Raw genomic sequence first — 22061 nt, 5'->3', positions numbered from 1 at the left:
AAGCCGACGGGGCTCGAACAACTGCTCCACGCCATCTGAACGCTGCTTGCTTCGCGGCTTACGCCGCTCCCACAAATTCAGCGATCTGCTGCATCTTCGGTTTCGCCAAGTTGTTGATCGCGAAAGACTTCATAAATCTTCATGGAAGTATCAGGCGCTTCATCCGGGGCAATGTTCGACTGGGTGCTCCACTCACGGAGCACTTTGATGTCACTGCTGATCCGCCTTCCTCTTTATGCCGCCCTGCTGCTTAGCACGGCTTCTCTCACCGCCGTGCCGCTGCCTGCCAACGATGACTGGACGCTCGCTGCCCCCGCCACCCACGGCCTGGATGCCTCCCGTTTCAGTGCACTGGACGCTGCCATCAACAGCGGCCAGGCGCCGGATACCACCAGCGTCCTGGTGGTGCACCGGGGCGCGCTGGTACATGAGGCCTACTTCAACGGCGCAGATCGCAGCAGCCTGCACAACACACGCTCGCTGACCAAGAGCGTGACCGCAATGCTGGTGGGCGCGGCTATCGACCGTGGCCTGATCAGCGGGGTCAAGGCGCCGGTGCTGGGCTTCTTTCCGGAGCGGTCACCGGCACACCCGGGCGCGTTCAAGAACGCGATCACGGTCGAGGACCTGCTGACGATGAGCGCGCAGTGGGAGTGCGACGACAACAATGAGTACTCGGCCGGGCATGAGGAGCGCATGTATGTCAGCGCCGACTGGACCGGCTTCACCCTCGACCTGCCAGAGCGCGGCTATGCATCCTGGAGCAAGCGCCCGGCAGACAGTCCCTATGGGCGCGCCTTCGCCTACTGCACGGCCAACTCCTTCATGCTCGGTGCCATCGTCGAGCGGGCCAGCGGCATGCCCTTGCAGCGCTTCGCCGCCGAGGTGCTGGAGCGGCCCCTGGGAATCGAGGCGTCGGTCTGGAATCGTTCGTCCGAAGGTGTCGGCATGGGCGGTGGCGGCACCGAGTACCGCAGTCGCGACCTGGCCAAGCTGGGTCAGTTGATCCTCGACGGCGGGCGCTGGAACGGCCATCAGGTGTTGCCCGCCGGCTGGACCCGGGCGATGACCGAGGTGCACGCACAGACCCCGTTCGATGCCGATTACGGCTACCAGATATGGCGTTTCCCGTTCACTGTCAGTGGCAAGCCGGTGCATGCCTGGGCGATGTCCGGCAATGGTGGCAATGCCGTGTTCGTGGTGCCGGAGAAGCAACTGGTGGTTGTGGTGACACGTACCCGCTTCAACCAGCGCGGCATGCACCAGGAAACCCAGAAGCTGCTGCAGGATTACGTTCTCAGCGCGCTACCGTAACCGTCCGCGCATCGGCTGGCAGCTGACCGGAAGCGATGACCCGCGTCCGGTCGGCGGCCACGGCTGTCGCTATCGCCTGCAGCAGCGGGGCAAAGCCGGGGGCTTTGCGAAGTTCGGCAAACAACGGTGAAACCTGCAGGTAGTTGGCGTTGCGGTAGCCGGCGGTCACTGCCGCCTGCAGTGCCTGCAGCGCGGCTTGGTGATTGCCCGCCAGGTCCGCCAGCATGGCAGCCTCGACGCCATCGAAGGGGTCGCTGCCTTTTGCAAGCCCGGCCTGCAATGCCGCCGAATGCGCCAGCAGCGCCTGTGAAGTCGGCTTGGGCTCGGCGCCGACGATCCAGGCCAGGGTGCTTGGCAGGCTGCCTTGTGGGCGTAGTGCCCGCGCACGCTGTACCGCTGTTTGTGCGGCAATGAGATCACCGCGCTGCAGTGCCAGCTCCGTGGCCAGCAGATGCAGTGACGCATGTTCGGTGTGGCGGGCGAAGGCTTCGTCCAGTGCTGCCTGTGCTTCGCCGGAGCGGCCGTGCTCGTAGAGGAAGCTTGGCCAGGCGATGTTGGAGAATACGTTGTCCGGATACAGCTGGAAGCTGCGCCGGTAGCGTGTCTCCGCCGCCGCGGTATAGCCCAGCAGATCGAGATTGGAGGCGACCTGCAGCTCCCAGAAGCGCACCCGCTCGGGCGCACGCACGGCAAGGTTTGCAGCCAGCGCATCATTCAAGCGGCCTTGGCGGGCATACAGATAGGCCGCCGACGCGCGGCTGGCGTCGGCGGCCAGGTCCAATTGCACTGCGCGCTCATACGCGGCCAAGGCTGCTTCAACCTCGCCACGGCAATCGTGGGCATAGCCAAGCGCCGCGTGTGCAGCCGCCAGTTCTGGCTGGCGTGCAATCACCGTCTGTGCCAGCTGCAATGCCTGCTCGGTATCCTCACCGCTGCCGTTGTAGAGGCAGGCACGCGCAGCCTGCGCGCGGGCAATGCCAAGTTGCGCCTGCACATCATCCGGGGCTTCCTGCAGGCGTTGGCGGTACAGCGTGATGGCCCGCTCATTGTTGTCGCGCTGGCCGATGCCTGCGTAGTAGTCCGCGCGCTGCAGCAGTGGCGAGGTGGCGACTGGACTCCGGCTTGGCCATTGCCAGCAAAGGATACCGGCGGCAATCAGCAACAGCACCGTGGCTGGGATGATTATCCAGCGATGCTTGGCGCTCGGCAGCGAAGCCGCGCCCACTGCAGGCGCCTCGACAAAGGGCTCGCTGCACAGCTGGTAGCCCTGGCCACGTACCGAGCGTAGGTAGCGCGCCTGCCTGCCGTCGTCTCCCAAGGCCTGGCGCAACAGCCGCACCCGCTGGGTGACGGTTTCTTCGTTGACGACCGCCGGTGCCCAGATGTTGGCGATCAAGGCATCAAAGCCGACCACCCGCGTGCCTTGGGTCAGCAGGTAATGCAGCAGGCGGAAGCTGAGCCCGGCGACGTCCAGTTCCTGGCCGTCGTCACGCACCACCCGCTGTCTCGCCACATCGATGTGCAAGTCATCCAGGCGGTAATGCAACGCGGTTTTGCCGGGTGAATCAGACATTGGAAATGCGGCGCCTGGGGCCATGCCTGTCCGACCTGCATTGCCGGATGGAAGGGCAGGTGATCAGTACGGAGCAAGCATGGGGTGGGAAGGCATCCATGACCACCAAGGTTAGCAGGTGGAAGCGGACCGGTCTGGTTGACTGGGCCGATGCGTATCCGGAGGTGGCTTGCCTGCGTCGTCGCAGGGACGTTGCGCACTTGCCAGTCTGTTGCGTGGCAGGCGAGGCGTGCTGCTCTCAGAGCGTCGCTGCTGATGTCGAACTTTGTTGGCTGGGCGGGAGTGACGTTCAATGTCGCCAGGGCCGGGAACCGGATCTCGTTTCAGGGCCCGGTGTGATCGGTCTTTTAGGGGGGGCTATGCACGGGACAGGTGTAAGCAAAGCCTTCTCAAAAAGCAGCGGCGAGTGCCGCGCGGGCTATCGGCCGCTACTTTATTGCAGGCAACGTGACGTCACGCCCATAGACCGTCTCCACGATGGCTTCCAGAAAAGCATTGGTCGGGATGCGTTCGCCATTGGTCGAGTAGGCAATCGCCAGGTCATCCTTCGGGTTGTAGATGACCCGCGAATGAGACCCGAGCACATCTCCACCGTGGCCAAGAAAACGACGGTCTCCGTACGTGAACTCCGCAAGACCCATGCCCCAGCCATCGCCCGGAGTTGGCGTCATCTGCTCCACGCTGTCTCTGCGCAGGATCCTGTACTGAAAGAGGCTGGTGATCAGCGTGTTCAGATCGTGCGTGGTACTTGCGATGTCGCCAACGCCGATCACATTGGAGTAGTCGACATCCTTGATCTCCCTCCACTGCCCAGCGAAGGCGTAGGACTTGAAGGTGTTGACAGGATGCGTCTTTATCGACACAAAGTTCTCAAGACCCAGTGGCCCTGCAATCTCCTGAGCAACGATGTCGTGATACGCGCGCCCGTACACTTTTTCGAGGATCATCCTCAACAGGAAGTACGCGGAGTTGGAGTACGCAACGCGCTCACCGGGCTCAAATGTCACACCCTGCCGTTTGATCTCCTCCAGGATCTCGCTCTGATCAAGCTGGTCAACCACCCAAAGCGAACCATCTTTTATCGCGAAGTTTCCCAGCCCACTTGAATGCGCCAGCAGGTTCCTGATGCTTATCTTCTGTGACGACGGCATATCAGGATAGAAGTCCGACAGTCTGTCATCCAGACTCAGGCGCCCGTTTTCCATCAGCTTGAATGCCAGGATCGCCGTCACCATCTTGGTTACGGAGGCGACCTGGTACTTGCTGTTCCCATCGTGGGCAACATCAACCAGGTTCTGCTGTCCGAAGCTCCTGGCATAGACTTCGCGGCCGCCCTTGAAGACGGAGACGTTGCCGATGCCGCCATTGTTGTCTTCGACATGGCTGAGGAGGTCATCGAGCTTGTGCTGATCTACTGCCTGTGATGATGCTGGCGCCGAGTGCACTACCTGCGCAAGAGCGAAAGCCGGAAGTAGCAACAACAGGGCAGCCAATCTCTTCATGTCGCTCGCTTCCATTCGATGTTTCGGTTGATGGCTCATGACTGTCGGATACATCCGCACAGTCGTTCCTGTTTCGGTAAATGTGAGCAGCAAGTGGCTGCAGTTCCGCGAGCTTATCGACACATATCGGGACGCGTCCAGCGCCCAGCTGGTGCGTGGTTTGCCAGTGCGATCGACATTGCTGCGCAAAGCAGGGCGTACCGGCAAGATGCTGCCAACGTACTGGGAACCCGATTTCGGGTGGGCTTGACGGGGGGCGTGCGCGCCGCAGCGTGGTCAGCTGCGCCCAGTCGTAGGTGCTTGTCAGTTGACGGCGTCAATGTGCGGGCAAGGTCAGTGCCTGTGGCCCATATGAGGGTACCGGCGACGATCAAAGCCAGCACTGCAAAGCAGCAACGCCGCAGTTGCGAGAACAGCCGTCACCCACAAGGTACTGTTCGGACCAAACGGTTCCAGCAGCACACCGCCTCCCCAAGCGCCGAGAGCAATGCCTATATTGAATACACCCACGTAAAGCGCACTGTTTGCCTCAATTGCGCGCGGGGCCGCTTGTATCAACCAGGTCATCAGCCCGACCGATACGCCGCCGTAGGCCAAGCCCCAGAGCAGTAGCACCGCGCCTCCGGTGAGCGGGGTGTCGCCGACACAGAGAAACAGGAGTGATGTGGTGAGCAGGCCGGCTGCGATGGCCATGACCGTCGCCGTCGCATATCGCGAGGCGACCAGCCCCACCAGGAAGTTGCCACCGATGCCGAATACCCCGTAGGCAAGCAATAGTCCGCCGATCCACGCGCTGCCAATGCCAGATACCAGCTCCAGCAGCGGCCGCACGAAGGTGAAGGCTGCGAAGTGGCCAGTTACCAGCAGCAGTGTCAGGCCCAGCCCAAGCTGCACGCGTCGATTGCGCAGCTGTTGGGCGAAGTGACGCAAGTGCATCGATGCCGAGACAGGTAGCGAGGGAATCACTGCGAGTTGGAACAACAGCACGGCTGTGCTCAGTAGTGCCATGCTGGCGAAGGCCTTGTGCCAACCGAACAGCTCGCCGACCCAAGCACTCAGCGGAACGCCGAGCACGGAGGCGGCGGCGACCCCGCCGAAGATGATCGAGGTGGCCAATCCCACGCGTTGTGCCGATACCAGACGCATCGCCAGCCCGCCCGCAATTGCCCAGATTCCGCCCATGCAGACGCCAACCAGCAATCTGGCAGCCAGCATCCATTGCATGTCTGGCGCCAGCGCTGAGGCAGCATTGGCTGCCGCCAGCAGGGCCAACAGTGCACAGAGGATGTAACGACGGTTGATTCCGCCTGCGGCAATTACCACCAACGGTGCGAACAACGCAGCCAACAAGGCCGGTGCCGAGATCAGCAATCCGGCGTTGCCGGTGGACGTGCCAAGGTCGCGGGCGATGGGTGTAAGCAAGCCGACAGGCAGCATCTCGGTAGTCACCACCGAAAAAGTCGCCAGCGCGACGGCCAGAACGGCCAGCCATGGATGGGGCACGGCGCCTGCAGCGGAGGAGTGGGTTTGCATGGTCTGTTCCAAGGGGGCGTCAGCAAGCGTCGGCGGTTTGCTGCGGGCACGGTCGTAGGGATCGGCTGATCCAGATCGACAGCAGCAACACCGCAGTACCAGCGCCTACGCTGATGGCGAAACCGGCCTGTGCACCAGCAAGATCCACCAGTTGCCCGGTTGCAGCCGCGCCCAGCGCCACGCCGATGTTCAGTCCGGCCAACAACCAGGTCATGCCTTCGGTCAGTTGCTGGTCCGGCACGGCGCGCTCGACCAGCGACATCACCATGATCATTGTCGGCGCGAAGAACACGCCGGCCAGCAGCACGCTTGTTGCGAGCGCGGGAATGCTTGTCACCAGCAGCAAGGGGAGTGTGGTCAGCGCCGTCGCGGCGCCGCCCCACTGCAGCAAACGATGCAACGGCGTATCGAATTTCAACGCGCCGAACGCGAGTCCCGCCGCGCAGGAGCCCACCGCATAGGCCGACAGTACGATGCTGGCCGCCAAGGCTTGGCCGTGCAGTTCGGCAAAGGCCACGCTGGTGATGTCGATGGTTCCAACGATCACGCCCATCGCAACCATCAGCAGAGTGAGCAGTCGCACCTCTGCAATTGCCAGCACGGATTGAAGGGCGCTGCCTGTGGTGTGCGTTTCGGGCTGCGGCTGGGTTGTTCGCTGCAGTACAAGCGCGGAGGTGCCCAGGGCCAGCAGCAGTGCCGCCAGCAGCACGCCAGCCTGTGGGAACAGCGCTACACACAGGCCTACCGACAGCGGCGGCCCAGCGATGAAACTGATCTCATCGAACACCGTTTCCAGTGAGTAAGCCGTCTGCAATTGCGGCTGCCCGCGGTAGAGGGCGGTCCAGCGCGCCCGGACCATCGCCGACATGCTGGGCATGCATCCGGCCAGGGCGGCGCAGGGAAACAGCAGCCAATCCGGCGCCTGCCAATAGCTGGCAAGGATGAGCAGCAGCATGCCGGCAACGCTGACGGCCGAGGCCAGCGGCAAGATCCTGGCCTGGCCGTGTGCATCCACCCACCGCGAGATCTGCGGCGATGCCAGTGCATAGACAAGGACGAAGGTGGCCGACACCGCCCCCGCCAGCGCATAGCTGCCGCGTAGCTGTGCCAGCAGGGTGATGATGCCGATGCCGGTCATGGGCAGTGGCAGCCGGGCCAACAGACCAGCAAGAGCGAAGCCCTTGGTTCCGGATGCAGCGAAGAGGGCGCGATAGGCGTTGGCCATTGAGGTCTCCGAAGGGTTGCGGCTTGCCAAGGTGGTGGTCGGCCGCAACAATACATACAAGGCGTATGTAAAAGGCTACATACATACGCCGTGAATGTAAATAAACATACGCATCGTATGAAAGGAGCTCGCCTTGGTCCGTCGCACCCGCGTTGAAATGGAGGCAACCCGCGCCTCGCTGTTGGCAACCGCTCGTCGCGTGTTTGCCGAGAACGGCTATGCGGATACTTCGATGGATGAGCTGACCGCACAGGCGGGGCTTACCCGTGGCGCGCTGTATCACCACTTTGGTGACAAGAGGGGCTTGCTGGCAGCGGTGGTCGAGCAGATCGATGCAGAGACAGATGCTCGGCTGCAGGCCATCAGCAATGCCGCAAGCGATCCCTGGCTGGGTTTCCGGCAGCGTTGCCGGGCCTATCTGGACATGGCACTGGAGCCGGAGATCCAACGCATCGTGCTGCGCGACGCGCGCGCGGTGCTGGGTGGCGCAACGCTGGATTCGCAGCGGCACTGTGTGGATTCGATGCAGCGGCTGATCGAGGATCTGGTTGGCCAGGGCGTTGTTGCCGAGGTGGACGCGCAGGCCTTGGCATCGCTGATCTACGGCAGTCTGGCCGAGGCCGCATTCTGGATAGCCGAAGGCACTGATGGCGACGCGCGCCTGCGCAAGTGCACGGCCGCATTGGAGCTGCTGCTGCGCGGTTTGACCCGCGGCTAGTTGCAGCCCCCGGGTGTTGTCGGGGACTCAGAAGAGGGTGTGTTCAAGCGCGAGCGGCACCGGTATTCGCTATTGCAGGCGCGCACAAATATACTATCCCCCAGTACAGGATACGGGCGCAGCCATGCCGCACTCCCCCGCAGAGAAAAAGAAGGTCCTGGCCCGGGTCAAGCGCATCCGTGGCCAGTGCGATGCGCTGGAGCGCGCCCTGGAGGCTGGTGCTGACTGCAATCCGGTGCTGCAGCAGATCGCGGCCATCCGTGGCGCGGTCAACGGGCTGATGTCCGAGGTGATGGAAGCCCACCTGCGCGAGGAGTTCGGCCAGCCGGCGCGCTCCGATGCGCAGCGCGCTGCGCGTGTTGCCGAGATGTCCAGCCTGATCCGTTCCTACCTCAAATAATTCCGTCGGCGCCTTGCGTCGTCCTTGCTCATTCCCGCAGGAGAAAGTCATGAAATCACGTGCCGCCGTTGCCTTTGGTCCGGGCCAGCCCTTGCAGATCGTCGAGATCGATGTCGCGCCGCCGAAGGCGGGCGAAGTGCTGGTCAAGATCACCCATACCGGTGTCTGCCATACCGATGCGTTCACCCTGTCCGGTGATGACCCGGAAGGCCTGTTCCCGTGCGTGCTTGGCCACGAAGGTGCCGGTATCGTGGTTGAAGTGGGCGAGGGCGTCACTTCGGTGAAGGCCGGTGATCACGTGATTCCGCTGTATACCGCCGAGTGCGGCGAATGCCTGTTCTGCAAGAGTGGCAAGACCAATCTGTGTACCGCAGTGCGCGCTACCCAGGGCAAGGGCGTGATGCCGGATGGGACCAGCCGCTTCTCGTACAACGGTGAGCCGATCTACCACTACATGGGCTGTTCCACCTTCTCCGAATACACCGTGGTGGCGGAAGTGTCGCTGGCCAAGGTGAACCCGGAAGCCAACCCGGAACACGTCTGCCTGTTGGGATGTGGCGTCACCACCGGTATTGGCGCCGTGCACAACACCGCAAAGGTGGCCGAGGGCGACAGCGTTGCAGTGTTCGGTCTCGGTGGCATTGGCCTGGCGGTTATCCAGGGCGCGCGCCAGGCCAAGGCCGGTCGCATCATCGCCATCGATACCAATCCGTCAAAATTCGAGTTGGCCAAGCAGTTTGGTGCCACCGATTGTGTCAATCCGAAGGATCACGACAAGCCGATCCAGCAGGTTGTGGTCGAGATGACCGGCTGGGGCGTGGACCACAGTTTTGAATGCATCGGCAACACCAATGTGATGCGGGCGGCGCTGGAATGCGCGCACCGTGGCTGGGGCCAGAGCGTGATCATCGGCGTGGCTGGTGCCGGGCAGGAAATTTCCACCCGTCCGTTCCAGCTGGTCACCGGCCGCAAGTGGCTGGGCACGGCATTCGGTGGCGTGAAGGGCCGCAGCCAGTTGCCGGGCATGGTCGAGGACGCGATGAACGGCGATATCGAGCTCGCACCGTTCGTGACCCATACGATGGAACTGGACAAGATCAACGAAGCCTTCGACCTGATGCACGAAGGCAAGTCGATCCGCTCGGTCATCCATTATTGAGGCTGCTTTGTAGGAGCGGCGTAAGCCGCGAAGCTAGCACTCCCCCAGTCGCAGACAACCAGCAACTCAACATCAGGAATTCAAGAACCATGCAACGACTCGAACACCGCGCCTGCTTCGGCGGCTGGCAGGACGTTTACCGGCACGAATCCAAGGTGTTGGGTTGCGAGATGACGCTGGGCGTCTATCTGCCGTCGCAGGCCGAACATGGCCCGTGCCCAGTGTTGTACTGGCTCAGTGGCTTGACCTGTACCGAGCAGAACTTCATCACCAAGTCCGGCGCGCAGCGCTATGCGGCCGAGCACGGCATCATCCTGGTGGCGCCGGATACCAGTCCGCGCGGTGAGGCGGTTGCCGATGCCGAAGGCTATGACCTTGGCAAGGGTGCCGGTTTCTACCTCAATGCGACGCGTGAGCCCTGGGCGCGGCATTACCGGATGTACGACTACATCGTCGATGAGCTGCCGGCATGGGTGGAAGCCAATATCGCGGCCAGCGACGTGCGCGCGATCAGCGGGCATTCAATGGGCGGGCATGGCGCGCTGACCATCGCCTTGAAGAACCCTGGGCGGTACCGCAGCGTGTCGGCGTTCTCGCCGATCGTGGCGCCGTCGCAGGTGCCATGGGGGCAGAAGGCGTTTGCTGCCTATCTGGGGGATGATCACGAAGTCTGGAAAGCGTATGACGCAAGCGCGCTGGTTGCGCGTGCGCAGGAAAAGCTGCCGTTGTTGGTTGATCAGGGTGATGCTGATGAATTCCTTGCGAACCAGTTGCGCCCGCAGTTGTTGCAGGCGGCATGTGAGGCTGCCGGGCATCCGTTGCAGCTGCGCATGCAGCCGGGTTACGACCATAGCTACTATTTCATCAGCAGCTTCATCGGTGAGCACATCGCGCATCATGCCAGGGCGATGCGCTGAGGGCTTCCTGTAGAGCCGAGCCATGCTCGGCTGGGGCTGTGGTGGTTAAGCTTCTGCCGCGCCTGGCTCGGCACTACAGGAGCACCTTTGGCGAGCATGGCTCGGCACTACAGGAGCACCTTTGCCGAGCATGGCTCGGCTCTACGCTCTGCTCCCTCCCTTTCGCGCAGCGAAGGGGAGGTTGGGGAGGGGTTTGTTTTTCGCCTGTAAGGCCCCTGCCGAGCATGGCTCGGCACTACGGGTTGGGTTCCTGTGGCGGGGTCTGGGTCACGTTGTCGTAGCGGCCGTCGCGTTATCGTGCGGGCATAGCGCCTGTCCGATGGGGAATGCATGCCGGTAGTGCTGATCCTGCTGTTCATCGTCTGCCATGCTCTGGTCCTTGCCATCGGCTCAGGTACCGCTGGCATTGGTTCCTTCGTCTTCCTGGTCGCGGCGCCGCTGCTTGCTGCCTGCAGTTGTGTTTGGCGGGGCCGGCGTGACCGGGCGGCATTGGGTTGGTACGCGATTGCGCTGGCGATGCTGCTGTGGTCTGGCGGCATGGCGCTCAACCTGGTCGATGCATTGGGGGCGGGGCGGGCCGATCTCACGCCGCGTGCCAGTTTGTTGTTGTACGTGCTCTACGCCGTGCCGCTGGTTTTCATCCTCGCCCGCGCGCGCCGCGAGCGCACAAGCATCAGCTTGATTGATGCGTCGATGGCGGCGCTGCTGGGTGTGCTGTTCTTCGTGCATACCGGCTTCTTTGCCGACCGCGTCGATGTTGACGAACAGGCAATGCGCAACATGCGCTACATGTTCGATATCCAGAACCTGTGCATTGCCAGCTTCGCAACCGTACGCTGGATTGCCAGTGATGCGCCAGAGTGGCGCAGCGTGTTCCGGGCGTTGGCGCTATATGCCTTGGCGTATCTGCTGGTGGCCGGCTACATCAACCATTTCACTTCGGATGATGCCTTTGGGGCATACAACGATGCACTGATCGACCTGCCATTCCTGCTGCTGGTGTGGCTGGCCGCGCGTCGGGCATCGACGTCGGGCCTGGTGCCAAACCCGCGTCTGGCGCGGCTGGTGCAGGCGGGTGGCCCAATGATCCTGCCTTTGTTGCTGTTGGTGGTGGGTACCTTGGTGGTGGACCATGCGCGGACGCTGGCTGTCGCCGGCTTCGTGGTTGCCACCATTGGTTTCAGCCTGCGCAGTACTCTGCTGCAGATCGACCTGCTTGAGGGACAGGCGGCGCTGGATCGACTGGCAAGGCAGGATGGCCTGACCGGCGTGGCCAATCGCCGCCAGTTCGATGCTGTCCTGCAGACCGAGGCCAGTCGGGTACATCGCAGTGGCGCTGGCCTGGGCCTGCTGCTGGTCGATATCGATCACTTCAAGGCATTCAATGATGCTCACGGCCACCCGGCCGGTGACCGTTGTCTGCAGGCCGTCGCGGCGCGGTTGCAGGCCAATGTCCGGCGTGCGGGCGATTGCCTGGCACGCTACGGCGGCGAGGAGTTCGCGGTTATCGTGCCGGACTGCGGGCGGGACGATGCGATCGCCCTTGCCGAGAGCCTGCGTCTGGCCGTCGAAACACTTGCCTTGCCAGAGGGGTCGGTCAGTATCAGTGTTGGCGTGGCTTTCCTGCAGTCTTCGGCCAAGGCGCCTACCGTGCAACTGCTGGACGATGCCGATGCAGCGTTGTATGCGGCAAAACACGCGGGCAGGAACCGTGTGTCGGTACGGGACGATGCGGTGGCGGGCTTCTGATTGTGGCCCAGTACGAAGGCTGGCCCGGCAGGAGGAGCGGCGTAAGCCGCGAAGCTGGCAGACTCTGATTTGCAGGAGGTATTGCGACTGCATGAAGTGCTGTTGTTTTGGCCGCGAAGCTGCCGAACATGCAGGTGGGGGCGACGCTGCAATTGCACGCAGCGCTGTTGTTCTTGCGGTTGTGGCTTCGCGGCTCACGCCGCTCCTACAAGGCCAGGGCGAAATCCGTGTAGGCGTAGCGGTTTTCGCGCAGTACGGTGTCGCCTTGTTCAAGCCTCAATGGCGCGTGGAACATCGGCCCAGCGCTCACGCAGGTGTGGAACTCGCCGTTCTCGCCGCAGGCATCGATGCCGGCCGGCAACTCGTCCACAAGGGCTTGATCAAATATTCGACCTGCAAAGCTGGCATCCAGTCGCTCGCTATCGACACAGCACAGCTGCGCACGCAGGCCGTCCGCAATCATGTGCCGAGCCAGCGCGCTGGTGTCGCGACCAAACAAGGGGAACAGGGTCTGCCAGCCCTGCGCTGCATACTGCTGTTCGCGCCATAGGCGGATGTCTTCCAACAGCAGATCACCGAAGGCGATGGTCGCAACGCCGGGCCAGCGCTGCTTTGCTTGGGCCAGCGTCGCTGTCATGCGCTGAAGATACAGGGCGTTGTCGCAGACCTGCGGTATCCAGGCGTCCAGCAGCGGCAGCCCGGTCGCGCTCGCCTGGGCCAGCAATACCTCGCGGCGCACGCCCTGCATCGAGGAGCGCTCATAGCCTTCGGTCAGCGTGCTCAACAGCGCGACAACCTCGATGTCATCGCGTTGCTGGAGTTCGTGCAGCGCCCAGGCAGCGTCTTTGCCGCCGCTCCAGGACACCAGTACCTGCGTTCTCAACACTCAGCGTACATCGCGCAGTTCCCAGTGGTTGCCGGCCAGCATGCGCATGCGCTGCTTGAACAACTCGCCGGCCAGGCTGGTGGTAGCGACCAGGTCGATGCGCAGGTCGGATTGCTTGCCGGTGACCGTGGCATTCGGGTCAACCGCGCCCAAGCCCGGGTCCACATCGTCGGGTTCGTCCTGGGTGGCCTTCCAGCGCTCGAACAGTTCCGGCGTGCGCAGGGCAGCCTGCAACTGCTCGGCGAAGGCGTCCGCGCCGCTGGCAGTGAACGACAGGCGGGGGTCGTTGCCGCGGGCCTTGGCCGGATCGGGCAGCGAGATGGAGTAAAGAACGGACATGGGAGCCTCCTTGGTAGAGCGTCAGACTAGCGCGTCGAATGTAGTGATTTTGTCCAGATGCTGCGGGTCGATCAGCTGCCGAAGGTATGCGGTTCATCGGCGAAGCCAATGGTCACGGCGCCCTTGCCGACGTTGACCATGCCGGTCAGGCTCATCACCGCTTCCAGCAGCGCCACGCCGTGCTGGTCACAGGTGTCGCGCAGCTGCCGGTAGCCAGGCAGCACCCGCAACTCGTCCAGTGGGCCGCCGTAGCTGACGCAGACCACCGGGGTCATCAGACCGTGTGCTACGCGCTTGCCGACGAAGTCGAACAGCGCTTGCACCGCGTTGTCGAATCCCTTGATCTTGGCTACCGGCTCGGTATTGCCGCGATAGCCATGCAGGATCGGTTTGATGTCCAGGGCGCTGCCCAGGGCGGCGCTGAGCAGGCCGACGCTGCGGTCGCCCTTGTGGCGGGCGCGGGCACGCAGGTAGTACAGGTCGCGGGTAACCATGTAGCCGTGCACGTTGCTGGCGACCAGCTCCAGCCGCTCGCGCATCTGTGGCACGCTGGCGCCGCTGTCGCGCAGGCGCACGGCTTCCACCGCGCTGACAGCTTGTGCGGCGAACAGATTCTGGGTGTCGATGACGCGCAGGCTGAATGGTGAGTTGTAGCCGGCAGCCTGCCGGATCGGCTTGTACTCGTTGAGGATGCTGTAGCCAGCCTGCACGGCGTTGTCGTGGATGGGGCTGCGGGTGCGGGTGATGGTCATGCAGAACACCTGGTCGAAATCGGTGACCAGGTGGCTCAGGAACAGATCGCGGATCTGCTCGGCGCTGTAGGGGATGGTTTCGGCCTCGGCACTGCGCTCGCTGAGCGGCCCTTGCAGGAAGGCCAGGGTGGACTCCTCGTCGCGGTGATCGGGAAGCACGGTGTCACCGATCCGTACGCTGATCGGGAGCAGCACGATATTGTTCTGTTGCAGATAGCCCTTGGGCAGGTCGCAGGCCGAGTCGACCACTATTCCTATGCGCATGCTTTGTATCCCCCAGGGGTCGTAACAGTCACGAAAGATAGGAACCCTATCTCAAAACCTGGGATGGAGTTGCTGGTTTGTGCGGATACCGTCTCAATCCCGGGTAGGTTTTTTCACCTTTTCCTCATTTCATCGTGGGGGGGAGCCCATTAAGCTACTGCCAAGCAGCTGAGGCCCTGTCCCCGGATGCGACGACATCGGTGGGAAGTGTCATCGTCTGAGGGTAGGCGATGAGCCAGGGATCAGTAATGGAAACTGCAAGTTCGGTAGTTGAGTTTTGGCGCGCGGCTGGTCCGCAGCGTTGGTTTGTGCGCGACGAGGGCTTTGATGTCCAGTTCCGGGATCGCTTTCTGGACCTGCACTACCAGGCCGCCCGGCGCGGCTGTGAGGACTGGCTGGAGAATGCCGAGGGCGCGTTGGCGCTGCAGATCCTGTTGGACCAGTTCCCGCGCAACTGCTTCCGCGGCACCGCGCACTCTTACGCTACCGATGGGCTGGCGCGGCATTACGCTACCCGTACCATCGAAGAAGGTTGGGACCGCGAACTGCCGCTCAAACTGCGGGCTTTCATCTACCTGCCGTTCGAGCACTCCGAGGATCCGCAGGACCAGGAGCGCGCGGTGGCGATGTTCGAGGTGCTGGGTGATCTGGAATATCTGAAGTACGCAGAAGTGCATCGCGATGTCATCCGCCGCTTCGGTCGTTTCCCGCACCGCAACGCGGTGCTTGGTCGGATTCCCACTGCGGAAGAACTGCACTTCCTTGCCGAGGGTGGCTTTGCCGGCTGAGTGCGCGGGAGCGACTGGTGTGTTGCTGATGGTGTTGTTGGATATGCGCCTACCCGCTACGCACTTATCATCGTGGTACGCCTGCAGTGCAGGGCTCACAAAATGGGACAGGCTGCATGCTTCTGATTTGCATGTGGGAGCGGCATCAGCCGCGAAGCCGACATTGCTGCAGCGCTCGTTACCTTTGCGATCGGACGTTCTATCAGCTTCGCGGCTGACGCCGCTCCTACAAGGCAGTCAATAAGGTTGCCGTTCTCGCGCCTGTTCAACGCAAAAAATAAAAACGCCGGCTGGGCCGGCGCTTTTGGGTTCCTGCAGCGTGTTCCGATCAGTACTTCGGAACGCTGTTGTCCACGTTCTCCGACCAGGCATCGATGCCGCCGGTGATGTTGAACACATTGGTGAAGCCCAGTGCCAGGAACTGCGCGGCAGCCTGTGCGCTGCGGCCGCCACGGTGGCACAGGAAGGCCAATGCGGTGTCCTTGGGCAGGGCTTCGAGCTTGGCGCGGTTGTCACCGTCGAAGGTTTCGAACTTGCCATTGATCGCGGCGATGGCGCGCTCATCGGCCGGGCGGACGTCCACTACGGTGATGGTGCCGGCGCGCAGCTGGTCGTCGGCGCTGCGCACGTCCAGGTCCTGCACCGGCTTGGGCGCGTTCGGGTTGTTGATCGCCAGACCCTGACCGCGGATGTCGTCCACCCAGTCGATGGTGATGCCGTTGGCGCGACGCGCGCTGGAGGAATCGAACTGCACGCGCAGGCCGTTGGATTCCGCCGCGATGGCATTGTCATCGAACGGGGCCAGCTGGAAGTTCGGCTGGAAGCTGGCATCGATGCTCAGCTGCAGGGCCGCGCCGGGCGAGTCGGCCAGTGCGCCCTTGAGCATTTCAACCGCAGCCGGGGTGACGGTGATCGACGGCGGGGTGCGGTCCGGTGCGGCCAGGCCGAGCAGGCTGCTCAGTTCGCCGCTGCTGGCCATCTGCAGGATGATGTCGCTGCCGCCGATCAGCTCGCCGTCCACGTACAGCTGCGGAATGGTCGGCCAGTCGCCGTAGGCCTTGATGCCTTCACGGATTTCCTGGTCCGCCAGCACGTTGACGTGGTTGAACTGCACGCCCAGGTCCTGCAGCGCGCCAACAGCCTTGGCCGAGAAACCGCATTGCGGCATGGTCGGCTGGCCCTTCATGAACAGGACGACGCGGTCGGCGCCGAGGATGGATTCAATGCGCGAACGCAGGGCGGGGTCCAGGGACATCGTGAACTCGTATAAGTGGTCGTAGACCGGCTGATTCTACGCTGCATGGCATCATGGGGAATGACTGCCCCGGAAACCCTGTATCGCATTCCCGTACACCCTTGGCGTTGGCTGCCTTGGCTGCTTGTCTCACAAGTGCTGGTTGCACTGCTGTGGTGGCAGTTGGGCTGGCTGTGGGGCCTGCTCTTGATGCTGCTCAGCCACGCCCTGTTCGTTGTACCGGTATTCCTCCCCAACAGCCGCTTCTACGCGCCGGTGACCAGCCGCGCACCTGGTCAGGACGTGTGGCTGACAATCGACGATGGCCCGTCCGATGAGACCCTGGCAGTGCTGGACCTGCTCGAGCGGCATGGGGCCAAGGCCACCTTTTTCATGGTTGGCGAGCGTGCACAGGCCCGTCCGGAGCTGGTGCGCGAGGTGCTGCGGCGAGGCCACGACCTTGGCAACCACAGCCATTCACACCCGCAGGCGCACTACTGGGCGCTGGGTCCGGTACAGATGGCGCGTGAAATCGACCAATGCCAGCAGGCCCTGAGCGCCATCGCCGGGTCGCCGCCGCGCTGGTATCGCTCGGTGGTTGGCATGACCAACCCATTTGTGGCTGCGGCGCTCAAGCGCCATGGGCTGGCGCGGATTGGCTGGAGCGCGCGCGGCTATGACGGTGTGAACTGCACGCCGGAGGGCGTGGTCGCACGGATCGCACCGGATCTGGCGCCAGGCGCCATCGTCCTGCTGCATGAAGGTGCCGCCCACGGGCACAACCTGGCCATCATCGAGGCGGTGCTGCAGCAGCTGCAGGCCCGCGGCCTGCGCGCCCGCTTGCCGCAGACAACAGCGTAGACTCGCCTCCCCGCCATTGCGCGGCGCCCTGGAACCGCACCATGCCTTTCTCCCAACTCGGCCTGTCTCCCTATGTGCTGCCCGCGCTGCAGCAGGCCTTGCAACAGGCCGGCTATCTGGCGCCAACGCCGATCCAGCAGCAGGCCGTGCCGTTGCTGCTGAAGGGGCGTGATGTGGTCGCGCTTGCGCCTACCGGTTCAGGCAAAACGGCTGCCTACGTGCTGCCGGCACTGCAGCGCTTCTTCATGGCAACGCCGCGCAAGCCGCGTGTGCTGGCGCAGTTGATCCTGGTGCCGACCCGCGAACTCGCCCTGCAGGTGAGCGATGTGTTCACCACCTTGGGCCGTGAATTGCCGCGTCGCCCGCACCTGGTCTGTGCGGTCGGCGGTGTGTCGATCAATCCGCAGATGATGTCGCTGCGCGGCGGTGCCGACATCGTCGTGGCGACGCCGGGGCGCTTGTTGGACCTGCTGGCGCACAACGCCTTGTCGTTGAAACAGGTGCAGCTGCTGGTACTGGATGAGGCCGACCGCCTGCTGGAGCTGGGCTTCGGCGATGAGCTGCGGCAGATCCTGGCGGAGTTGCCGGTAAAGCGGCAGACCGCTTTGTTCTCGGCGACGTTTGCGGCCGACATCCAGGCTTTGGCTGCAGCGGGCCTGCATGAGCCGCAGCGGCTGGAAATCGGCGAGCAGTCGGCGCCGGATATCGAGCAGCGTGTCATCCATGTCGATAGCGCCCGGCGTGCCGAGTTGCTGCTGTCCTTGCTGGAAGATTCGCAATGGCGGCAGGTATTGGTGTTTGTCGGCAGCATCCGTGATGGCGACCGTTTGGCTTCGCAGCTACGCAAAGCCAACATCAACGCGCAGGCGCTGCATGGCGAACTGTCGCAGGGCCGTCGTTTCCGCATGCTGCAGGATTTCAAGGATGGCGAAGTACGGGTGTTGGTGGCGACCGACCTGGCTGCGCGCGGTATCGACATCACGCGCTTGCCGGTGGTGGTGAACTACGACCTGCCGCGTGCGCCAGCCGATTATCTGCACCGTATCGGCCGCACCGGACGGGCAGGCGAGAAGGGCCTGGCGCTGAGTTTTGTCGATTCGTCAGCGATGGCGCATTGGCGGCTGATCTGCAAACGCCATGGGCTGCAGAACGCGACCGAAGTGATCAAGGGCTTTGAGCCTGTGCAGGCAGCACCGGCGGCCAGTGTGGTCGCTGACGACAATGGCGGCATCAAGGGACGCAGGCCTAGCAAGAAAGACCGGGCGCGTGCTGCTGCGGCGGAAAAAACCGGGTCCTGACCGGGCCCTTGTCGGGAAAGTGCCATCGGTAGTGCCGAGCCATGCTCGGCAAGGGCATTACCGGGAAAGCGTCATCTGTAGTGCCGAGCCATGCTCGGCAGAGGCTGTCCCCGCAATGCCGGTGTAGTGCATGGCTCGGCACTACAGATGACGCTTTCCCGGTAATGCCCTTGCCGAGCATGGCTCGGCACTACACCGGCATTGCGGGGAAAGCCTCTGCCGAGCATGGCTCGGCACTACCGAAGCCCCGTTTGCCTGTGGCAACGGGGCTTGTGCGATCAATCTTCGAAATCAGTCTCTGCTGCCGGGGCTGCGGCGGCTACCGGGCGCGGGCTGCGCTTGGCCGTCTTGCTTACCACTTCAACGTAGAACTGGGTGTTGCCAGCGGCGACCAACGCGTCGATCGCGCGGAACAGCTCGTCATATCCCACCGGCTTGGCCGAGGCTTCGTCCACGCCCAGCTTGCTGTCGAAACCCCAGGAATCGGCGCCGGCCGGCAGTGTCTTGCCGCGTTCACGCTTGGTGTACTTGCGGATGTCGTGCTTGCTGGCTTCCAGCAGGCGGTCGGGGTGCTTGCCTTCGATGGCGAGGCTGTAGGTCTTCTTCACGGGAATCTCGTTGCTGCGCCAGCCCGGTTGGGCCGGCAGGGAATGACACCATTATCGGTGCAAACGGCTTGACCGTGGTTCAACCGCGTTCGGCGACCAGCAGCCAGTTGTTGAATGGGGTGTTGCCGTACAGCGGGGTGAGGCTGACGGTCAGCCCTGCCTGCTGCAAATGGGCCAGTACCGCGTCCACGTCCAGGTAGTCGCGGGGGCGCGAGCGCATCCAGCCAACCAGGTTGGCGGCGCGGTCGGCCACCCGTGAGACGCCACTGCGGCGGCTGCCGTCAGCCACGGTCATGCGGATCACCAGCCGTGCATCGGCGTTCAACATCGCCGCCGCACGCTGCAGCAGGCCAGGCTGGGCGGCTGCGGGCAGGTATTGCAGTACGTCGAGAATGGCGACGCTGCCCTGATGGGCTGGCAGCGCTGCCAGCAGATCAATCGGGGCGAAGCTGGCGTCGTTCAGCTTGCTCCGGTCGGCCGCGCTGGTGGCGCGCTGGATCTTGGAGGCATCGCTGTCCACGCCCACATAGCGCATGCGCTGGCCGTCCTGGCGCAGCGCGTGGGCCAGCAGGCCCAACCCGCAGCCCATGTCGAGCAGCGGTGCGCTGCTGCCGCGCAGTGCGTCCAGCACACCCGGGTAAAGCGGATCGCTGCGCAGTTTCAGCAGGGCGTAGTAATAGTCGCCGCGATGGCCCCAGAACCGTTGTGGTGCAAAGGCCAGGGCAATCGCGCGCGCGCGTTCGCCGGCCATGGCCGGGGTGGGTTGTGGGCGGTTCAAGCGACCGATGCTGGGCCGAGCAGCTCGGCTGCGACCGGCAGCGCCAGCTGCGCCCAGCGGCCGTACATGGCGGCCGAAGGATGCAGGCCATCATCGGCCAGCATTTCCACCGTTTCGCCACGGTCGCGGCTGGTCGGGGTGATGTCGACGAAGGCCACGCCGTAGTCGCCGCAGCAGGCGTGCGCGGCGGCGTTGAAATCATCGATCTCGCGGGCGACCTGGGCCGCATCGCGGCCGTTCTGCTGCGCGTAAGGGGTGAAGCCCCAGTCCGGTGTGGACAGCACCAGCACCCGCCGCGGGTCTTCGCCGGCAAGGGCAATCGCGCGCTGCAACAGCTGTTCGAACTGCTGGCGGTATTCGGCCAGCGGACGCCCGCGGTATTGGTTGTTGACCCCGATCAGCAGGCTCACCAGCGCATACGGCCCTTGCGGGGCTTCAGCGTCGATGGCGGCAGCCAACTCGTCGGTAGTCCAGCCGGTGGTGGCGATGACCTGCGGGTCGTCCAGTACGATGCCCCGCGCACGCAGCGCGGCGGCGAGCTGGAACGGCCAGGTGCCGGCCTGCGGCACGCCTTCACCGATGGTGTAGGAGTCGCCCAGCGCCAGGTAAGACGTGGAGGTGGCTGCGGTCTCGCTGATCAAGGCCAATCAGCCCACCGCACTGCGCGGCTTGAGCTGCACGACCTTGGTGACGGCTTCGGCACGCCGGCTGAGCAGCTTGTCGATGCGGCCGAAGACCTCGCGCATCACGCTGGCCTCGGGCAGCAGGGTGACACGGAAGTGGTTGCGGTAGGGCACGTTGAAGCTGGAACCCGGCACCACCAGCACGCCTTCTTCTTCCATCAGCTGCAGGGCGAAGTCGTGGTCGTCGAAGCCCTGTGCGGCCGGGCCGATCACTGCCGGGAAGGCATATAGCGCGCCAGACGGCACCACCAGCGACAGGTGTTCGCTGGCCTCACAGGCCTCGATCACCGCGCGGCGGGTTTCGTACAGGCGGCCGCCGGGGCCGCACAGTTCGGAAATGGTGTCCGGGCCATTGACCGCGGCTTCGATCGCGTACTGGCCGGGCACGTTGGCACACAGGCGCAGCGCGCTGAGCAGGTCGAGCGCGGCGCGGAATTCGCCCAGCTGCTCGCCGGCACCGGACAGCAGCATCCAGCCCACGCGCCAACCGCAGGCGCGGTGCACCTTGCTCAGGCCGCTGAAGGTCAGGCAGGGGTGATCACCGGCCAGTGGCGCGACTGGCTGGAACTGCGCACCGTCGTACAGGATCTGGTCGTAGATTTCGTCCACCAGCAGCAACAGGTTGTGCTTGCGGGCGACGGCGACGATCTTCTCCAGCAGCTCGCGCGGGTAGCTGGCGCCGGCTGGGTTGTTCGGGTTGATCAACACGATGGCGCGGGTGCGCGAGGACACCAGCGCTTCCATCTCCACCGGATCGGGCAGGAAGCCGTTCTCCGGACGGCAGCGGTAATACACCGGTCGACCGTCGTTGAGGATGGTGGCGGCCGACCACAGCGGGTAATCCGGCGAGGGGACCAGCACTTCGTCGCCCGGGTTGAGCAGGGCACGCAGTGACAGGTCGATCAGCTCGGAGACGCCATTGCCCAGGAACACGCGGTCGGCCACGGCATCGGGCGCACCACGGCGAGCGTAGGCGGCGGCGATGGCTTCACGTGCGACCGGCAGGCCCTGCTGGTGGGTGTAGGGATCGGTACGGCCCATGTCATCGGCGATGGCGTGCTGCAGGTGTGCAGGCGCGCGGAAGCCGAAATTGCCGGGGTTGCCGATGTTGAGCTTGATGAGCTTGCGACCCTGGGCCTCCAACTCCCGCGCTCGTCGGGCCAGTTCACCACGGATTTCGTAGCGGACTTCGGACAGGCGTTCACGGGTAGCTAGCGGTTTGACAGGGCTTGACATTTTCTCAGGGCCATCAAGGGCGTGGATTCAGCATGGTAGCCGAATTGTTGCGCTGCGGGGCGGGGGTTTGCGGGCCGGAAGCAAGGGGCCTGGATTGGGGATTGGTTGCAGGTAGAAACAACTGCCGGAGCAAGGGCAACGGCCCCCACCCCAACCCACCCCCTGGCGCGGCCCCCAGGGGGGGGGGCCCGCCGGGGCCCCCCCCCAACACCCGGGCCCGGGGGGGGGGCCGGGGGGGGGGGGG

Annotated in this window: 21 protein-coding genes; 9 read left to right on the top strand and 12 right to left on the bottom strand. The window is 63.9% G+C overall.

All coding sequences use genetic code 11. The annotated features are described in order from the left end of the window. Positions 1-207 precede the first annotated feature (207 nt). Positions 208-1314: a serine hydrolase domain-containing protein gene (locus ACVOL0_RS16340; protein ID WP_481549980.1), complete on the top strand. Its 1107-nt coding sequence runs from the start codon at positions 208-210 to the stop codon at positions 1312-1314. Here ACVOL0_RS16340 and ACVOL0_RS16335 read toward each other — a convergent pair. The 4 genes from ACVOL0_RS16335 to ACVOL0_RS16320 form a co-directional block, all read right to left on the bottom strand. Then, on the bottom strand, positions 1298-2887 hold the full coding sequence (locus ACVOL0_RS16335) for a winged helix-turn-helix domain-containing protein (protein ID WP_481549979.1): 1590 nt from the start codon (positions 2885-2887) through the stop codon (positions 1298-1300). The two genes, ACVOL0_RS16340 and ACVOL0_RS16335, sit on opposite strands and share 17 nt — an antisense overlap. Before the next feature lie 428 nt (positions 2888-3315). Then, entirely contained in the window at positions 3316-4428 is a 1113-nt protein-coding gene (locus ACVOL0_RS16330) for a serine hydrolase domain-containing protein (RefSeq protein ID WP_481549978.1), read from the bottom strand. A gap of 294 nt (positions 4429-4722) precedes the next feature. Continuing rightward, positions 4723-5922: an MFS transporter gene (locus ACVOL0_RS16325; RefSeq protein ID WP_481549977.1), complete on the bottom strand. Its 1200-nt coding sequence runs from the start codon at positions 5920-5922 to the stop codon at positions 4723-4725. A 19-nt stretch (positions 5923-5941) separates the two neighbouring features. Then, positions 5942-7147, bottom strand: a complete 1206-nt coding sequence (locus ACVOL0_RS16320) for an MFS transporter (protein ID WP_481549976.1) — start codon at positions 7145-7147, stop codon at positions 5942-5944. A gap of 133 nt (positions 7148-7280) precedes the next feature. Between ACVOL0_RS16320 and ACVOL0_RS16315 the strand changes: the two genes are divergently transcribed. The 5 genes from ACVOL0_RS16315 to ACVOL0_RS16295 all read left to right on the top strand — a co-directional run bounded on the left by ACVOL0_RS16315 (position 7281) and on the right by ACVOL0_RS16295 (position 12090). After that, the gene (locus ACVOL0_RS16315) at positions 7281-7865 is read left to right on the top strand and encodes a TetR/AcrR family transcriptional regulator (protein WP_481549975.1); all 585 of its coding nucleotides are present in this window, start codon (positions 7281-7283) and stop codon (positions 7863-7865) included. 124 nt (positions 7866-7989) lie between these two features. Continuing rightward, entirely contained in the window at positions 7990-8265 is a 276-nt protein-coding gene (locus ACVOL0_RS16310) for a metal/formaldehyde-sensitive transcriptional repressor (protein WP_481549974.1), read from the top strand. Between the two features lie 49 nt (positions 8266-8314). Continuing rightward, complete coding sequence (locus tag ACVOL0_RS16305) at positions 8315-9424, top strand: S-(hydroxymethyl)glutathione dehydrogenase/class III alcohol dehydrogenase (protein ID WP_481549973.1); 1110 nt, start codon at positions 8315-8317, stop codon at positions 9422-9424. Positions 9425-9513: 89 nt separating this feature from the next. After that, on the top strand, positions 9514-10341 hold the full coding sequence (gene fghA, locus ACVOL0_RS16300) for an S-formylglutathione hydrolase (RefSeq protein WP_481549972.1): 828 nt from the start codon (positions 9514-9516) through the stop codon (positions 10339-10341). 330 nt (positions 10342-10671) lie between these two features. Further along, on the top strand, positions 10672-12090 hold the full coding sequence (locus ACVOL0_RS16295; protein ID WP_481549971.1) for a GGDEF domain-containing protein: 1419 nt from the start codon (positions 10672-10674) through the stop codon (positions 12088-12090). 205 nt (positions 12091-12295) lie between these two features. Here ACVOL0_RS16295 and ACVOL0_RS16290 read toward each other — a convergent pair whose 3' ends face one another. From ACVOL0_RS16290 to ACVOL0_RS16280, 3 genes are all read right to left on the bottom strand, one after another. Next, entirely contained in the window at positions 12296-12976 is a 681-nt protein-coding gene (locus ACVOL0_RS16290) for a Dph6-related ATP pyrophosphatase (RefSeq protein WP_481549970.1), read from the bottom strand. Further along, positions 12977-13315 carry a hypothetical protein gene (locus ACVOL0_RS16285; protein WP_481536899.1) on the bottom strand — a complete coding sequence of 113 codons (339 nt, stop codon included), beginning with the start codon at positions 13313-13315 and terminating at the stop codon, positions 12977-12979. It lies immediately after the preceding gene. 71 nt (positions 13316-13386) lie between these two features. Then, positions 13387-14331 (bottom strand): DegV family protein, encoded by a 945-nt coding sequence (locus tag ACVOL0_RS16280; RefSeq protein ID WP_481549969.1) that lies wholly within the window; start codon positions 14329-14331, stop codon positions 13387-13389. A 248-nt stretch (positions 14332-14579) separates the two neighbouring features. On the opposite strand from ACVOL0_RS16280, the gene ACVOL0_RS16275 reads away from it, so the two are divergent. Beyond that, entirely contained in the window at positions 14580-15119 is a 540-nt protein-coding gene (locus ACVOL0_RS16275; protein WP_481549968.1) for a DUF924 family protein, read from the top strand. A gap of 328 nt (positions 15120-15447) precedes the next feature. Here ACVOL0_RS16275 and grxD read toward each other — a convergent pair whose 3' ends face one another. Further along, positions 15448-16374 (bottom strand): Grx4 family monothiol glutaredoxin, encoded by a 927-nt coding sequence (gene grxD / locus ACVOL0_RS16270; protein WP_481549967.1) that lies wholly within the window; start codon positions 16372-16374, stop codon positions 15448-15450. Between the two features lie 60 nt (positions 16375-16434). On the opposite strand from grxD, the gene ACVOL0_RS16265 reads away from it, so the two are divergent. Together ACVOL0_RS16265 and ACVOL0_RS16260 are read left to right on the top strand one after the other, a co-directional pair. Next, positions 16435-17214, top strand: a complete 780-nt coding sequence (locus ACVOL0_RS16265) for a polysaccharide deacetylase family protein (RefSeq protein ID WP_481549966.1) — start codon at positions 16435-16437, stop codon at positions 17212-17214. A 41-nt stretch (positions 17215-17255) separates the two neighbouring features. Further along, positions 17256-18512, top strand: a complete 1257-nt coding sequence (locus ACVOL0_RS16260; protein ID WP_481549965.1) for a DEAD/DEAH box helicase — start codon at positions 17256-17258, stop codon at positions 18510-18512. Positions 18513-18790: 278 nt separating this feature from the next. On the opposite strand, the gene ACVOL0_RS16255 is transcribed toward ACVOL0_RS16260, so the two are convergent. From ACVOL0_RS16255 to ACVOL0_RS16240, 4 genes are all read right to left on the bottom strand, one after another. Continuing rightward, complete coding sequence (locus tag ACVOL0_RS16255) at positions 18791-19120, bottom strand: DUF6172 family protein (protein WP_481549964.1); 330 nt, start codon at positions 19118-19120, stop codon at positions 18791-18793. A gap of 79 nt (positions 19121-19199) precedes the next feature. Beyond that, positions 19200-19871 carry a class I SAM-dependent methyltransferase gene (locus tag ACVOL0_RS16250; RefSeq protein ID WP_481549982.1) on the bottom strand — a complete coding sequence of 224 codons (672 nt, stop codon included), beginning with the start codon at positions 19869-19871 and terminating at the stop codon, positions 19200-19202. Between the two features lie 23 nt (positions 19872-19894). Then, the gene (locus ACVOL0_RS16245; RefSeq protein WP_481549981.1) at positions 19895-20536 is read right to left on the bottom strand and encodes an SGNH/GDSL hydrolase family protein; all 642 of its coding nucleotides are present in this window, start codon (positions 20534-20536) and stop codon (positions 19895-19897) included. Between the two features lie 9 nt (positions 20537-20545). Further along, positions 20546-21817: a pyridoxal phosphate-dependent aminotransferase gene (locus ACVOL0_RS16240; protein WP_481549963.1), complete on the bottom strand. Its 1272-nt coding sequence runs from the start codon at positions 21815-21817 to the stop codon at positions 20546-20548. Between the last annotated feature and the right edge of the window lie 244 nt (positions 21818-22061).

The sequence above is a fragment of the Stenotrophomonas sp. STEN021 genome (assembly GCF_056760175.1).
Note: the sequence above shows the minus strand (reverse complement) of the source record. Positions and strands in the feature narration are given on the sequence as shown.

Coding starts and splice junctions, on each gene's coding strand:
- ACVOL0_RS16340 (WP_481549980.1), top strand. CDS start 208: ATGTCACTGCTGATCCGCCTTCCTCTTTATGCCGCCCTGCTGCTTAGC.
- ACVOL0_RS16335 (WP_481549979.1), bottom strand. CDS start 2,887: ATGTCTGATTCACCCGGCAAAACCGCGTTGCATTACCGCCTGGATGAC.
- ACVOL0_RS16330 (WP_481549978.1), bottom strand. CDS start 4,428: ATGAGCCATCAACCGAAACATCGAATGGAAGCGAGCGACATGAAGAGA.
- ACVOL0_RS16325 (WP_481549977.1), bottom strand. CDS start 5,922: ATGCAAACCCACTCCTCCGCTGCAGGCGCCGTGCCCCATCCATGGCTG.
- ACVOL0_RS16320 (WP_481549976.1), bottom strand. CDS start 7,147: ATGGCCAACGCCTATCGCGCCCTCTTCGCTGCATCCGGAACCAAGGGC.
- ACVOL0_RS16310 (WP_481549974.1), top strand. CDS start 7,990: ATGCCGCACTCCCCCGCAGAGAAAAAGAAGGTCCTGGCCCGGGTCAAG.
- ACVOL0_RS16305 (WP_481549973.1), top strand. CDS start 8,315: ATGAAATCACGTGCCGCCGTTGCCTTTGGTCCGGGCCAGCCCTTGCAG.
- fghA (WP_481549972.1), top strand. CDS start 9,514: ATGCAACGACTCGAACACCGCGCCTGCTTCGGCGGCTGGCAGGACGTT.
- ACVOL0_RS16295 (WP_481549971.1), top strand. CDS start 10,672: ATGCCGGTAGTGCTGATCCTGCTGTTCATCGTCTGCCATGCTCTGGTC.
- ACVOL0_RS16285 (WP_481536899.1), bottom strand. CDS start 13,315: ATGTCCGTTCTTTACTCCATCTCGCTGCCCGATCCGGCCAAGGCCCGC.
- ACVOL0_RS16280 (WP_481549969.1), bottom strand. CDS start 14,331: ATGCGCATAGGAATAGTGGTCGACTCGGCCTGCGACCTGCCCAAGGGC.
- ACVOL0_RS16275 (WP_481549968.1), top strand. CDS start 14,580: ATGGAAACTGCAAGTTCGGTAGTTGAGTTTTGGCGCGCGGCTGGTCCG.
- grxD (WP_481549967.1), bottom strand. CDS start 16,374: ATGTCCCTGGACCCCGCCCTGCGTTCGCGCATTGAATCCATCCTCGGC.
- ACVOL0_RS16265 (WP_481549966.1), top strand. CDS start 16,435: ATGACTGCCCCGGAAACCCTGTATCGCATTCCCGTACACCCTTGGCGT.
- ACVOL0_RS16260 (WP_481549965.1), top strand. CDS start 17,256: ATGCCTTTCTCCCAACTCGGCCTGTCTCCCTATGTGCTGCCCGCGCTG.
- ACVOL0_RS16250 (WP_481549982.1), bottom strand. CDS start 19,871: ATGGCCGGCGAACGCGCGCGCGCGATTGCCCTGGCCTTTGCACCACAA.
- ACVOL0_RS16240 (WP_481549963.1), bottom strand. CDS start 21,817: ATGTCAAGCCCTGTCAAACCGCTAGCTACCCGTGAACGCCTGTCCGAA.